10 protein-coding genes are annotated in these 13,200 nt (G+C 56.6%); 9 read left to right on the top strand and 1 reads right to left on the bottom strand.

Annotated features, from left to right (window positions below; all coding sequences use genetic code 11):
* Positions 1-36 precede the first annotated feature (36 nt).
* The 6 genes from Q1B40_RS06630 (at position 37) to Q1B40_RS06605 (ending at position 8,415) form a co-directional block, all read left to right on the top strand.
* Entirely contained in the window at positions 37-1,509 is a 1,473-nt protein-coding gene (locus Q1B40_RS06630; protein WP_299811660.1) for a bifunctional diguanylate cyclase/phosphodiesterase, read from the top strand.
* A 139-nt stretch (positions 1,510-1,648) separates the two neighbouring features.
* Positions 1,649-2,641 carry a response regulator gene (locus tag Q1B40_RS06625; RefSeq protein WP_299811658.1) on the top strand — a complete coding sequence of 331 codons (993 nt, stop codon included), beginning with the start codon at positions 1,649-1,651 and terminating at the stop codon, positions 2,639-2,641.
* 204 nt (positions 2,642-2,845) lie between these two features.
* A complete protein-coding gene (locus tag Q1B40_RS06620; protein WP_299811656.1) occupies positions 2,846-3,913 on the top strand; it encodes a response regulator in 1,068 nt (355 codons plus the stop codon).
* Complete coding sequence (locus tag Q1B40_RS06615; protein WP_299811654.1) at positions 3,910-5,118, top strand: HD domain-containing phosphohydrolase; 1,209 nt, start codon at positions 3,910-3,912, stop codon at positions 5,116-5,118. The genes Q1B40_RS06620 and Q1B40_RS06615 overlap by 4 nt, the downstream gene beginning before the upstream one ends.
* A 463-nt stretch (positions 5,119-5,581) precedes the next feature.
* On the top strand, positions 5,582-6,478 hold the full coding sequence (locus Q1B40_RS06610; RefSeq protein ID WP_299811652.1) for a phosphate/phosphite/phosphonate ABC transporter substrate-binding protein: 897 nt from the start codon (positions 5,582-5,584) through the stop codon (positions 6,476-6,478).
* The gene (locus Q1B40_RS06605; RefSeq protein ID WP_299811650.1) at positions 6,463-8,415 is read left to right on the top strand and encodes an ATP-binding protein; all 1,953 of its coding nucleotides are present in this window, start codon (positions 6,463-6,465) and stop codon (positions 8,413-8,415) included. The genes Q1B40_RS06610 and Q1B40_RS06605 overlap by 16 nt, the downstream gene beginning before the upstream one ends.
* Positions 8,416-8,680: 265 nt before the next feature.
* On the opposite strand, the gene Q1B40_RS06600 is transcribed toward Q1B40_RS06605, so the two are convergent.
* A complete protein-coding gene (locus tag Q1B40_RS06600) occupies positions 8,681-9,322 on the bottom strand; it encodes a TetR/AcrR family transcriptional regulator (RefSeq protein WP_299811648.1) in 642 nt (213 codons plus the stop codon).
* A 139-nt stretch (positions 9,323-9,461) separates the two neighbouring features.
* Here Q1B40_RS06600 and Q1B40_RS06595 point away from each other — a divergent pair, with 139 nt between their 5' ends.
* From Q1B40_RS06595 to Q1B40_RS06585, 3 genes are read left to right on the top strand one after another with little or no spacing between them, the layout of a single operon-like run.
* Positions 9,462-10,295, top strand: coding sequence for a xanthine dehydrogenase family protein subunit M (locus Q1B40_RS06595; protein WP_299811646.1), 834 nt, complete (start codon positions 9,462-9,464; stop codon positions 10,293-10,295).
* Entirely contained in the window at positions 10,292-10,792 is a 501-nt protein-coding gene (locus Q1B40_RS06590) for a (2Fe-2S)-binding protein (protein ID WP_299811644.1), read from the top strand. Before Q1B40_RS06595 ends, Q1B40_RS06590 begins: the two co-directional genes overlap by 4 nt.
* Positions 10,789-13,170 (top strand): xanthine dehydrogenase family protein molybdopterin-binding subunit, encoded by a 2,382-nt coding sequence (locus Q1B40_RS06585; RefSeq protein WP_299811642.1) that lies wholly within the window; start codon positions 10,789-10,791, stop codon positions 13,168-13,170. The genes Q1B40_RS06590 and Q1B40_RS06585 overlap by 4 nt, the downstream gene beginning before the upstream one ends.
* The last annotated feature ends 30 nt before the right edge of the window (positions 13,171-13,200 follow it).

Below are 13,200 nucleotides of genomic sequence, written 5' to 3'. Positions count from 1 at the left end.
CGCCAGTGTGGCGGTTCGATCGGGAAGGCAAGTTGAATGTTCAAGGGCAATCGTAGAACGGATCTGATGTCCAGGACATCGAGTGGCATTGCCCAGGTCCTCGGGGACGCGGCAAGTGGAATTGCGTGCTTGTTCGATCCGGGTACGGGTGCGCAAGCCAAAGACCGGCTTTTTCAAAGTGATCCTGAATCTTGTGGCCACCCTGCCGACGATCAAGATTGCAGCAGGCAAATCGATGCCCTCACGCAACTGCCCAATCGCAAGGTTTTTTTCGATCATGTGAACAGGGTCTGCAGCAGCGCCGATGACACACCCTCTTTCGGTTTGATTGTTCTGAAACTGAGCCGTTTGAAACATATAAATGCTCATTTCGGCTATGGCCGTGGAGACATGATGCTGGCCCATGTCAGCAACGAACTGGCAACATACGTTCGTAAACTTGATCAACGAAACTACATTGCACGGACCGGAGATGCCGAGTTTTCGTTTATAGTGCACAATGTGGAGGATGATTGCGAACTCAAGGTCCTTGGGTACATCCTGCTGGCAATCGCAAATGTTCCACACATTCACGAGAACTTCTATGCACGGCTGGATGGCAATGTCGGCGTTGCCGTTGCCAACAGCGAATGCCTGTCCGCTCGTGAACTGATACTCAGAGCTGACCTGGCCATGCAAGAGGCTTGCAAGAACGGGAGCAATGAGACCGCCGTTTATACGCCTTCTCTTAAAACCGGGCCAATTCGAAATCGAAAGATCGAGAGCGAGCTTCGGTTAGCGATTGAATCCCGTGAGATTTACGCCGTGTATCAACCCCAGTTTGACATTATCAGTGGCCAAATGGTCGGCATGGAGGCACTCGCACGTTGGAAACACCCGGAATTGGGAATGATCCCGCCAACTGAATTCATTGACGTGGCGGAGCGCACGGGAAGTATCGTCCCGCTTGGACAACATATCTTGAGACTCGCTTGCCGAGACGCGGTTGCCATGCGCGGTGCCCCATGCGTGTCGGTCAATCTCTCCGTGCTCCAGATTGTTCAGGACGATGTGCCGGAGTTCACCAGACATGTGCTCAGCGCTACGGGTCTCAAGCCTTCGCGATTAAAGCTGGAAGTCACTGAATCCGCCATCATCAAAGACAGCAAGAGAATTTTCGACACGCTCACCAGTTTGAAGGCGCTTGGCGTTTCGATCTCACTGGACGATTTCGGGACTGGCTATTCGGCGCTGTCCTATCTGACCGATTTCGAATGGGACGAATTGAAAATCGACAGAAGTTTTGTCGCAAAGGCTCTGAAATGCGACAAGGCACAACATATTGCGCAGACGATCGGCGGAATCGCCGAGAAAATGAAGGCCCGACTGACAGTAGAGGGAATAGAAACCTCGGCGCAGCGAGATCTGTTTGCTTCCATAGGCTACCAGGTTGCACAAGGCTTTTTTTATGCCAGACCGATGGCATACGCAGATCTCAATCTATCGCCGCATGTCCTGAACAAACAGTAATACGCTTTTGCAGACTTTCACCAGATCGCGCAGTTCGAATAGAAGAAAAAATCTACCTCTACCCTTGTAAATATTATCAATATGTTTTCTTGTTATGCGTCTAAACATTTGTTTTACTTTGTGGTACTAGTGTTGCCGCATGAATGCAGAGCGGCAACGTATCCTTTTCGTCGATGACGAAGTCATTGTACTGGATTCCCTTCGCCGGGTCCTGCGGGGCGAGCGCGAACGTTGGGAGATAGTCTTCGAGTCCGACCCGTTGACAGCAATCGAGTTAGTGCGTTCAGACCATTTTGACGTGGTCGTCAGCGATCTGCGCATGCCCGGCATGACGGGCATCGAAATGATCGAGAAGATACGTCTGCAGCAAACTGCGGATACAGAGTTCATCCTGCTCACCGGCAATGCAGACCTGGCATCTGCGATAGATGCCATCAACAAGACAGGCGTTTTTCGTTTTTTGACAAAACCATGTTCGGCAGAGAACCTGGTGGAGGCTCTGGACGTCGCCCTGTCTGCGATCAGATGCCGTCAGGAACACCCCGGAAATATGGCGACAGCGGCGCTTTCCGCCATGTCGCCGGCGGTCGCCGTCGTCGACGGGGATTGCAGGATTGTCTACTACAATGACAGTGCCGCCGAAGTTCTGAAAACACACAGCGGCATCGTTGTTGATCGCAACGGTGCCTTGAAAGTCAATGCTTCGGTAGACCGGCAGGAGTTCAAGGAGGCCGTGCAAAAGGCCTCCATGGACATCGACAAAATGCCAAAATTCGTGTCGCTAACCGATCCGCATGATCTTGAGCCGCTTACCGCAGTGATCACCCCACTGGGACAGAAACGGGTTGCAATCATGTTCACTGTCCCAGGGCGTTTTGAGCCGCCTTCAGCCGAAAGTCTGATCGATCTATTTGGATTGACCCCCGTGGAAGCCGTGATTGCGCAGACAATAGCCAACAGCGGAACCGTTGAGGACGCGGCGGCGAACTGTAATGTCACCCAGGAGACAGCCCGGACTTATCTCAAACGCATTTTTCAAAAAACCGGCGTCCGACGTCAGGTCGACCTGGTGCAACTGATACTGACGACACCCGCAGCATTGGTTCGTTCACGGACCGTTGTGACGGACTAGATTCTTCTGACAAGTTTTCTGCTGATCCATAGATAGACGGCAATCAGATCTGCGGCAGAAAACCATAAAGCATTGCTTTAATTAATTTTATCGCCGGGAACCATGCGTGTCGTCACGGGCAGCAGCGGCAAGAAACTCCAGATTTGAGTACAAAAATGATCGTGGGCAAGCGTTGTTCCCAAATGGGGATATTGGCGCACGCTCTTGGCATTTATCTTCCTCGCTGTGAGTAGCGAGAGGGTGAAAAGAAAAATGTCCCGCAAAGTGAGCATCCTGTTTGTCGATGATGAACCCAACATCTTGAGAGCTGTGCGCCGACAAGTGCGTCACTATCGAGATCAATGGGACATGCACTTTGCGAATGGCGGAGTTGAGGCCGTTAAGGTCATCACTCTCGAAAATATCGATATCGTTGTTACGGATATGCGAATGCCCGAGGTGGACGGGTCGAAGCTGCTGGAATGGATATCTGCACACCACCCGACAATCATTCGGATCGTTTTGTCGGGAGAGGCCAAGCTCGAGGAAATCTATCGTATCGTCGGCCGCAGCCATCGTTTTCTGGCCAAACCATGCTCACCGGAGGCCATCCTTTCCGTGCTGTGCGATATTGTAAATGCCCAGTTGCATGACCAGGTGGAAAACGGCAGCTTCGAGCTGTCCATGCTCGACAAACTTGGAACTCCGGCAACAACCTTTGAGGAGTTCCGCTGCGCACTGAATGCTGATGAACCCAATATCGAGCATGTGCATCAAATTGTGGGCAGCGACCCAAGTTTGTCACTTCGCCTGCTGCAGCTGAGCAACTCTGCCTACTTCAAAAAGCCTGTCAGCACATGTTGCGTAAGAAGGGCCGTAGCGAACCTCGGGATTGATCGGCTTCGCGATCTCATGGATGCGGCGCGCCTGGGTCAGGACAGCAAAGCACCGATTGAAAGCGAGCTGGCTACGGAAGAGGCATATTGGCTCGCACGCGCCTGCCGAAACCAATGCGCAGAGTTCACGAATGATCCCGAAGCATTGGCGGCAGCGTACCTGTTGGGACTGGCACTGCGATGCGGCGCCGTCGACACCACAGGCTCGCTCGCTCAGGTTGCCAAGCGAGCGGCGTTTCTGACTGTCTTATTCGGACTGCCCCAAGTGCTGCATGTCTCTCTTCTGGGCCTGGCAGCAACCAATGCGGCAGCTCCTTTTGAACAATGGCCGCGGCTGATAGCCAACGCCATCAATGAGTTTGGAAACCAAACCAACAACAACGAGGCCGCAGCATGACACAGAACCGCAAAGTTCTTCTTGTCGACGACGAGATTCACGTTCTCGCCGCCGCCAAACGCGTGCTGCGCCGCTCGGTAGACGTTGTAACGGCCAACGGTCCGCAAGAAGCGCTGGAAAAAATCAAGAGCGTAGGTCCGTTTGCAGTTGTGGTTAGCGACCAAAACATGCCCGGTGTTGACGGTATTAAACTGCTTGGTCACATATCAAAAAAAGCCCCATCGACCACGCGGATAATGCTGACTGGGAACAACGACCAGAAGACGGCGATGAACGCCGTCAATGATGGGCGCATCTTTCGCTTCTTAACAAAACCATGCGATTCCGATGCGCTCACCAAAGTAATCGAAGAAGGGATAGCACACCACCAGACAGTCACAGCTGAACGAGAGCTGCTTGAACAGACATTGTCAGGCAGCGTCAAGATGTTGGTCGATGTCATTGCCATGTCGCGTCCGCGAGCTCACTTGCGCGCAACGATGATTCAACGTTGGGCGCGCAAGGTAAACAAGGCTCTGGAAGCTAAACCCTCACTCGAACAGGGTATCTCCGCGATGCTTTGCACACTTGGCTATCTGACATTGGCCGACGACCTTGCCGAGAGATATTTCTGCGGTTCTACGCTAACGCCTGAGGAAAAGAATGTCGTGAATGAATCTGCTGCCATGGCACGCGACCTTGTGTTGCACATCCCCAGAATGGAAGGCATTGCAGATGCGATCTACTATTGCCGCAAGGGATTTGACGGCAGCGGGTTCCCGAAGGATGACATCAAGGGAGAAGACATCCCTGAGGCGGCCCGGGTATTGTGTGCACTCATCGATCTGGCCGAGATTTCGACCGGCGAGTCGCCATCTTATCTGGCCTGTATGGAGGAGCTGAAACAAAACGCTCCGCGCTATGACCCGCGCATACTTGAGGCCATGCGAAAAGTTCTTGGCGGAGACCAGCATTTTGCCGGAAGCCCGAATGCGCAACGTATTTCCGTACCTGTTCTGCAGCTTCAGGCGGGAGACCTCCTTGCCTCCGATATTCGCGACACAGATGACAGGTTGTTGCTTGCAACGGGAAGTCTGTTGAGCGAAATCACGCTGAAAAGACTTCGCTCGATGCGGACACTTGTAGAGGCCGACTCCTCCATCGATGTCTGGCGTGAAGGCGCGCCGGTTTCAGACGAACCGCAGCAAACGGCCCTCGTTTCCTAGGGCGTAAACTCATGAATGAAGATGAAATGGTTTGAGGCGAATTGGTCTTCATCAAGGAGCGAAAGCGCAGGAAATGTGGTTCATTTTCAAGCCTTTTGCGACGCTCGAGCATCCCGTGTTCACTCGAACACGGACAAGATGCTCGACCACTTGGCATGCGATCAACTTGTCTGCTTTCGTGTTCACACGAAAGCAGGTTGATCTTTGGAGGACCAATTCGGTCAAATCCGAAGGACATGGAAATGGCTTCACCCCTTGTCGTCAGCGTGCTTGACCGGGCAGGAAGCCCGCTCATCGCACGCTTCCTAACGGGGTTTCGCCATTTCCCATGCCATTCCGTCTTCATTTATGAGTTTACGCCCTAAGTGTTTACCAAGGAAGAAAGGAGTAAATTTTGTCCCTATATGGGGATCGTTCCTCCTAGTCCTTTTCGGCAAATTGCTGAAAACGAAAGGAACGATCCATGACCATTCCATCAATTCTCCATGTACCACAGAACAACTCGCGGCTGTCCGCTTTGTCTGCTCTTTTGCTGCAAAGTGGAGCCGCTTTTTTGTTGTTTGGAAATCAACCTGTTCATTCTGAAACGGTCTATACTTTCGGTGTCGTTCCACAACAGTCTGCAAGTCGGTTGGCTCAGGTCTGGATTCCGCTCCTGGAAGAACTGGAAAAATCGACAGGCTACAAGTTTCAGTTCGCAACGGCCAAAGACATTCCCACTTTCGAAGCCTGTCTGAATGCGAAGGCTTATGATTTCGCCTATATGAACCCCTACCACTACACCGTGTTCCATGAGCGCGCGGGTTATCAGGCTTTTGCACATCAGGCTGACAAGAAGCTCAAGGGCATTCTGGTCGCCCGTACCGACAGCAACATCGACGATCTCAACCAGTTGCAACACGCGAAAGTGGCATTCCCTTCGCCCGCCGCGTTCGGTGCGAGCGTGGTCCCGAGGGCCGAACTTACTTCCAAAAATATTTCATTCGAACCGTCTTATGTGAAGTCGCATGACTCGGTTTATCGCAGTGTTGCTCTGGGACTTTTTCCTGCGGGCGGAGGCGTTGGAAGGACATTCGACAATATTCCTGATGAACTCAGAGCGCAGCTAAAGGTGATTTACAAAACAGATGATTATACGCCGCATGCGTTCGCAGCATCCGCAGAAGTGCACGCTGACGATCGCAACGCAGTCGCAGCTGCGCTTATAGGCATGACTGAAGAAAACATCCTCAAGTCGCTCGGCATGACGGGTTTTGTTTCTGCTTCGAATGACAACTGGGACGATGTCAGGTCCTTGAACCTTTCAGTGGGACAAACGGAAATTGTTTCAGCAGGAGAAGAAAAATGTCATTCAAGCTGAAAACCATACTTGGTATTGCACTGATTGAGGTTTTTGTTCTGGCGATATTGGTCGGTACAAGTCTTCATGACCTTAGATCTTCCAACGAAAGAGAGCTCAAGTCGCGGGCGCACACATCCGCCCAGCTGCTGGCGACGATGACAGCAGACGCAGTGGTTGCTTCCGACCTGGCGACCCTGGATGTCCTCGTGGACCAAGCACTGTCGAACGAAGGGCTCATGTATGTTCAGATCAAGAATGATGCCGGACTTGTGCTGGCAGAAGGAGGAGCAGTTCCAGCTGCCCCCGAGACCTCCGGGAACACCGTAAACGGCGCGCGCCTGGCGGATGACACATTTGGCGTGAGCGTACCCATCGAAGTCGGAAAGACTTCCTTTGGTTCCGTCCAGATCGGTCTGTCAACATCCGTTATTGACAGCGTGGTCGCAGCGGGCACGAAACGCATGCTGACGATCGCCGGCGTGGAAGTGATCATCGTCGCGATCTTCGGATTTTTTCTCGGGACGATCCTGACCCGGCAGCTCAACCAACTGCGCGACAGCGCAGCTCGGGTGGCCAAGGGCGAGTTCGGGTATCATATGCCTGTAACAGGCAACGACGAACTGGCTTCCACCGCCCGGTCGTTCAACAAGATGTCCTCTGCGTTGGCGCAATATGCAAAAATTGCGAAAAATGAAAAAGACGAAGCGGAGGCGGGCCGGAAATTCGCGGAAACCTTGCTTCATAACGCAATAAACAGCGTCTCCCAGGCCATCTTCATCGTTTGTGAGGACAAGAAACTTCGCTTTGTGAACAAGGCTGCTTTGGACCTTTACAAGTTGCCGGAAGACAAGCCGCTCACGGGTGTCCCGCTTAAGGACTTGCTCCATACGGCCTACGCGGCATCGGCTACGGACGATATGGAAAGTCAGATGATTATCGTCGACGACCGACTGGGACGTCTGGACCTGGGTCTGGTGCAAACATGGCAAAGCCGTTGGGCAAGAGACCAGAGGATCCTCCATACACAGCGCCCCATGATCTCCGGCGGATTCGTCCTGGTGGATACTGACATTTCGGAGATGTATGAAGTCAACGAGAAGAACCGTCGGCTTGAAATGGAACTTATGGAAACCCACAAACTTGAATCGCTGGGAACCCTGGCCAGTGGTGTCGCTCACGAGATCAATACGCCGACACAATTCATCGGAGACAATTTGAAGTTCCTGAGTGAAGCCTTTGACGATTTGACCGAGGTTTTGGATGACCAGAAAGGCACAACTGCCGAAGCACACGCGGAAAAACTCGAGGCCATGGATTGGGACTTCCTGAAGGACGAAATACCGGCGGCCTTGTCTGAAGCGGCACAAGGCGTTGCCTCAATTGGGAAAATCGTTCAATCGATCAAGGAATTCGCACATCCGGATGATTCCGAAACAACTGAAACCGACGTGATCAAACTCGTCGAAAATGCGACAACCGTATCAAGATCGCAATGGCGCCACAGTGCGGAGCTCGACTTTAAAGCTGACGAAAACGAGATCATGATCCCCTGTTATCCGGGAGATGTTTCTCAGGTCATTATCAATCTGATTGTCAATGCGGCGGATGCCATTGCCGAACATGCCCAGTCTAGCGACTATGCAGGCGGGATGGGCGAGATCGCGGTGAGCGTAACAAAGGACGATGCCTATTGTACAATCACAATTGCCGATAACGGACCGGGTATTCCAGCGAAATCCCTGCGCCGCATCTTCGACATGTTCTTTACGACCAAACCGCCAGGAAAAGGCACAGGTCAGGGACTGGCCATCTGCAAGTCCATTGTAGAGATCAAACACAAGGGCAAGCTGACAGTCCATTCGGAAGTTGGCAAAGGCAGCAAATTCGTCGTTCGCCTCCCACTCGACCCCGCGTCAACGACAGAAACGCAACCGACGCGGTCCGAGGCTGCCTGACAGAGGGACGTAACGACAGGACCTTCTGCAGGACTTTGTCGTAAATTCCCTTGCGAATTGCTGTGATGCAATCGGAAGAAAATTCCCCGCTCCTACGGAGCGGGGAGCAACGCTGTAAACCGCCCTATCCTGATCCGTCATTTGAGCGGCCCTCGAGAAGTCCATGTTTTCGGCTTCGAGGCAACTGTTTCCCTCTTCAAGGGTATTCAGGAGCGTGTTCGAGGTTTCTCCCTCCGGCAGCAGCATCAAGAGCCTCTGACTACCCTCACCCCTGCTCTACCCCGAACGCCAGCAGAAAGCGGTCCACCGCGCGCGTGATCGCCACGGACGGGTCGTCCGGGCACGGGGTGCGGTAGATGTGCTGGCGGATGCCGATGTAGACGATGCCGCCGTGGAGGTTCCAGATATCCTCCATGGTCGGCACTTCGTCGGAGCGCGCGGCGAATTCGATCTCGTGCAGAACCGGCTTCAGGATCAGTTCGCCGAGATGCTTGAGATAGCGGCGGTTGAGTTCGGCACCGGACAGGCCGGAGGAAATGAAGATGCGCATCCACTCATACTGAAAAATGAGCGTGCTGTACTCCTTGTAGAACGCCAGCAACCTGTCGCGCAGCGGCACCGAGCGGTCCGTCAGGCGGTCGGGCCAGTCGGGCGCGAGCCGGTTGAGATAGACGTGTTCATAGACCGCCTCGATCAGTTCGTCCTTGGTGGCGAAATAGTTGAACAGGAGCGACTGGGTCACACCCAGGCGTTTGGCGAGATCCCGCGTCTTGCCGTCGAAACCGACCTCGGCAAAGAAAGCCACCGCCCCGTCGATGATCTGCTGGCGGCGCTCCTGCGGCGGCAGCCTTCGCCGCCCCGGTCTTTCCTCGATGACGGTGCTTTCCACCGGTCCGTTGATGTCCATGATTCCGTCCGCGTTTTTGCTTCGAAAAATATTCTACTTGCATTCGCGTCAGAATTATAGATCATTTGCTCAATAAGATTGATCAAATGCTCAATAAGCGACGCGAGGAGGCGTTGCGGGCATTACGGGAGGGGTGGCCATGAAGGCATCGGTGGGCGGATATGCCCGCGCATCCGATTTGCAGCATGCGCTTGAGCTGCTGTCAGGCTCGGACGGACTGGGCCGGGTTCTGGCCGGCGGCCAGAGCCTGATTGCCGCGATGAACATGCGCCTGTCGGCGGGCGACCTCCTGGTCGACATCTCGCGCGTTTCCGAGCTCTCGGGAGTGTCGGATGCGGGCGACAGGCTTCTGATCGGCGCCCTCACCCGACATGTCGAAATCGGCAGAAATCCCCTCATCCGCGAATACGCGCCGCTTCTGTCTCAAGCTGTCCAATACATCGCCCACGCGGCGATCCGGAACCGGGGAACGATCGGCGGCGCCCTAGCCCATGCCGATCCGGCCGCCGAATTTCCGGCCTGCATCCTCGCTCTCGGCGCGACCTTGCACATCGAGGGACTGACCGGACGACGGGACGTTGCAGCGGAAGACTTTTTCCAGGACGTCTTCGAGACCGCCATCGGCGAAGGCGAGATCCTGACCGGGATCTCCATCCCGAAGACCGAGGCGAACGAAGCGCAAGTGATCGAGGAAGTTGCCCGCCGCTCAGGCGATTACGCATTGGCCGGACTGTGCCTGGTGAAACGGTCGGCCGGTCATCGTCTGGCGCTGTTTTCGGTCGGACCCAGACCGCTTCTGGCCCGGTCCGCGATGGCCGCTCTCGACCGGGGTGACCTTGAGGGCGCGGCGGAAGCCCTGTGCGACGACATGGACCCGCCCTCCGACACACAGGCCAGTGGCGCCTACCGGCAGCATCTCGCCCAGGTTCTCCTGCGCCGCGCCGTTGCAAGAATTGAGGGAGCGAACGCATGAGCGAAGCCTTCCGCGACAGGATAGACATCACCCTGACAGTGAACGGAGAGTCCGTCGAGGCACGCGTGCCAGTCGGTCAGCATCTCACCGACTTTCTGCGGCTCGAACTCGGGCTGACAGGCGCGCACGCCAGTTGCGAACACGGAGTTTGCGGTGCCTGCACCGTACAGGTCGACGGTGCTCCGATCCGCGGATGCCTGATGCTCGCTCCGCAGGCGGACGGCGCCGAGGTGTGGACCGTCGAGGGCCTGACGGACACGGCGGCGATCAAGGATCTGCAAGAAGCGTTCGTGGCGAAAAACGCACTTCAGTGCGGCTTCTGCACACCGGGCATGCTGGTCGCGGCGAAAGACCTTCTTTCCCGGGGCGGTGTCCCCTCCCGGCAGGAGATCCGCGAGCACATGTCGGGAAACTACTGCCGCTGCACCGGCTATGAAGCCATTGTGGACGCTGTTGAAACAGTGGCGCAGGCGCGCGCCGGAAAGGGAGCGGCATGACCATCGAGTTCGGCAATCCCGACAGACCAAACTCCTACATCGGCAAGACCGTGCCGCGCCCGAATGCCGGCCGTCTGGTGCAGGGCCGCGGTCGATATGTCGACGATATCGTGCTGCCGCGCATGGTTCACGTCGCTTTCGTGCGCTCGCCTTTCGCTCATGCACGTATCACCGGCATCGATGCCGGCGAGGTAAAGTCCGTCAAGGGCGTGCTCAGGGTCTTCACAGGCAAGGATATCGCCGAGGTCTGCACGCCGTGGGTCGCCGTTCTGGCGCATCTGAAAGGCCTGAAGTCGCCGCCCGAATATCCGATCGCCGTGGACAGGGCCTGCTGGGTCGGAGAACCGGTTGCTGCGGTTGTGGCCACCTCTCGGGCCGCCGCCGAAGACGGGGCAGCGCTGATCGATGTCGATTATGACCCGCTTCCGGTCGTGACCGACATGATGAGCGCCCTGGATGCGGACACACCTGTCCTCCATGAGGATATGGGTGACAATCTCGCCTTCCGGCGCCTGCATGAGGCAGGCGATGTCGAGGCCGCGTTCAAATCCGCGCACAAGGTCGTCTCGACGCGTTTCCGAACCGCCCGGCACACGGGCGTGACGCTTGAGCCGCGCTCCATTCTTGCCGACTGGAACCCGGCAGAAGGCCAGTTGACCGCCTATCACGCGACCCAGGCGCCGCACATGATACAGACGGTGCTTGCCGAGCATCTCGGCGTACCGGAAGGCCGGGTCCGGGTGATCTGCGGCGATGTCGGCGGGTCCTACGGCATCAAGGTTCATGTCTATCCCGACGAAGTGGCAACAGCCGCAATTGCCAAAATCATGGCACGGCCGGTGAAATTCGTGGCGGACCGCCTGGAAAGCTTCACCACGGACATCCACGCCCGCGATCACGAGATCGAAGCCAGGATCGCCGTCGAGGAAGACGGCAGCATCACAGCCATGGACATCGACGACTGGACGGCAATCGGCGCCTATTCGGTCTATCCGCGCACCTCGGCGATCGAGGGCAATCAGGTGGTGAACCTGTGCGGCGGTCCTTACGACTTCAAGAACTACCGGGCGCAGACCACGGTCGTTTTCCAGAACAAGACCCCGACGTGTCAGTATCGCGCCGTCGGTCATCCCATCGCCGTGGCGATCACGGAAGGCCTGGTCGATCAGGCGGCGGCGGAGCTGGGCATGGACCCGGTCGAAATCCGCCGGCGCAACATGTTCCGCGACGACGCCTATCCCGTGACCTCCCCCGCCAACATGCGGTTCGAGGGCCTGTCGCACCATGCGTCCATGGACAAGCTCATGGCCCTCATGGACTACGACGGCCTGCGCGCCGAACAGGCGGAACTGCGCAAGGCGGGGATCCATCGCGGTATCGGCATCGCCAGCTTCATCGAGCTCACCAACCCCTCCCCCTTCATGTACGGTATCGGCGGCGCACGCATTTCGGCGCAGGACGGCTGCACCGTGCGCATGGATCCGGACGGCTCCCTCGTCGCCCTGTCCGGCGTGACCGAGCAGGGCCAGGGAACCGAGGCCATGCTCAGCCAGATCGTGGCCGAGGGTGTCGGCGTATCGCCGGACAAGGTGCGCGTCATCACCGGAGACACGCAGGTCACGCCTTATGGCGGCGGCACCTGGGCCTCGCGCGGGGCCGGCATCGGCGGCGAAGCCGCGCTGCAGTCCGCCCGGGCGTTGCGCGAATCCATCCTGACCGTCGCGGCCGCTATGCTGCAGACTGAGCAATCCCGGCTGGACATCCGCGACGGGCAGGTCGTTGACGCGGCCACCGGCGACAACCGCATGCCCCTCGAGGAACTGGGCCGGATCGTCTATTTCCGGGGAGACACGCTGCCGAAAGGGCTGCCCCGGGAGCTGGTGCAGACCCGCCATTTCATCACCTCCGACTATCCCTTCGCCTTCACCAACGGTGTGCAGGCCTCCTACCTGGAGGTCGATATCGAAACCGGGGTCGTGAAGCTGCTGAAACACTGGTGCGTCGAGGATTGCGGCCGGATCATCAATCCGCAACTCGTCGACGAGCAGATCCGCGGCGGCATCGTCCAGGGCCTCGGCGGAGCGCTGTTCGAGGAGATCCACTACGACGCGGACGGCCAGCTTCTGAACGGGTCGATGGCCGATTATCTCGTGCCTATGGCGGCCGAGATGCCGGACATGGTCGTGGGCCATGTCGAGACTCCGACGAAGGAAAGCATGCTCGGCGCGAAAGGCGCGGGAGAAGCAGGTACGGCCGGCGCCCCGGCCGCGGTCATGAATGCGATCAACGATGCATTGCGTCCAAGGGGCGCTCAGGTCACCGAGATGCCGTTCACACCGGAGCGTATCCTGCGGGCACTGGGCGTATTGAAGGACTGAACCAGCGGGGGCTTTGGAGGAAGAGCCCCT

This window comes from uncultured Roseibium sp., from assembly GCF_947496995.1.
Classification (GTDB): domain Bacteria; phylum Pseudomonadota; class Alphaproteobacteria; order Rhizobiales; family Stappiaceae; genus Roseibium.
Note: the sequence above shows the minus strand (reverse complement) of the source record. Positions and strands in the feature narration are given on the sequence as shown.

Bases quoted from the DNA above. Each gene is read 5' to 3' on its own strand.
- Q1B40_RS06630 (WP_299811660.1), top strand. From the start codon at position 37: ATGTTCAAGGGCAATCGTAGAACGGATCTGATGTCCAGGACATCGAGT.
- Q1B40_RS06625 (WP_299811658.1), top strand. From the start codon at position 1,649: ATGAATGCAGAGCGGCAACGTATCCTTTTCGTCGATGACGAAGTCATT.
- Q1B40_RS06615 (WP_299811654.1), top strand. From the start codon at position 3,910: ATGACACAGAACCGCAAAGTTCTTCTTGTCGACGACGAGATTCACGTT.
- Q1B40_RS06610 (WP_299811652.1), top strand. From the start codon at position 5,582: ATGACCATTCCATCAATTCTCCATGTACCACAGAACAACTCGCGGCTG.
- Q1B40_RS06605 (WP_299811650.1), top strand. From the start codon at position 6,463: ATGTCATTCAAGCTGAAAACCATACTTGGTATTGCACTGATTGAGGTT.
- Q1B40_RS06600 (WP_299811648.1), bottom strand. From the start codon at position 9,322: ATGGACATCAACGGACCGGTGGAAAGCACCGTCATCGAGGAAAGACCG.
- Q1B40_RS06595 (WP_299811646.1), top strand. From the start codon at position 9,462: ATGAAGGCATCGGTGGGCGGATATGCCCGCGCATCCGATTTGCAGCAT.
- Q1B40_RS06590 (WP_299811644.1), top strand. From the start codon at position 10,292: ATGAGCGAAGCCTTCCGCGACAGGATAGACATCACCCTGACAGTGAAC.
- Q1B40_RS06585 (WP_299811642.1), top strand. From the start codon at position 10,789: ATGACCATCGAGTTCGGCAATCCCGACAGACCAAACTCCTACATCGGC.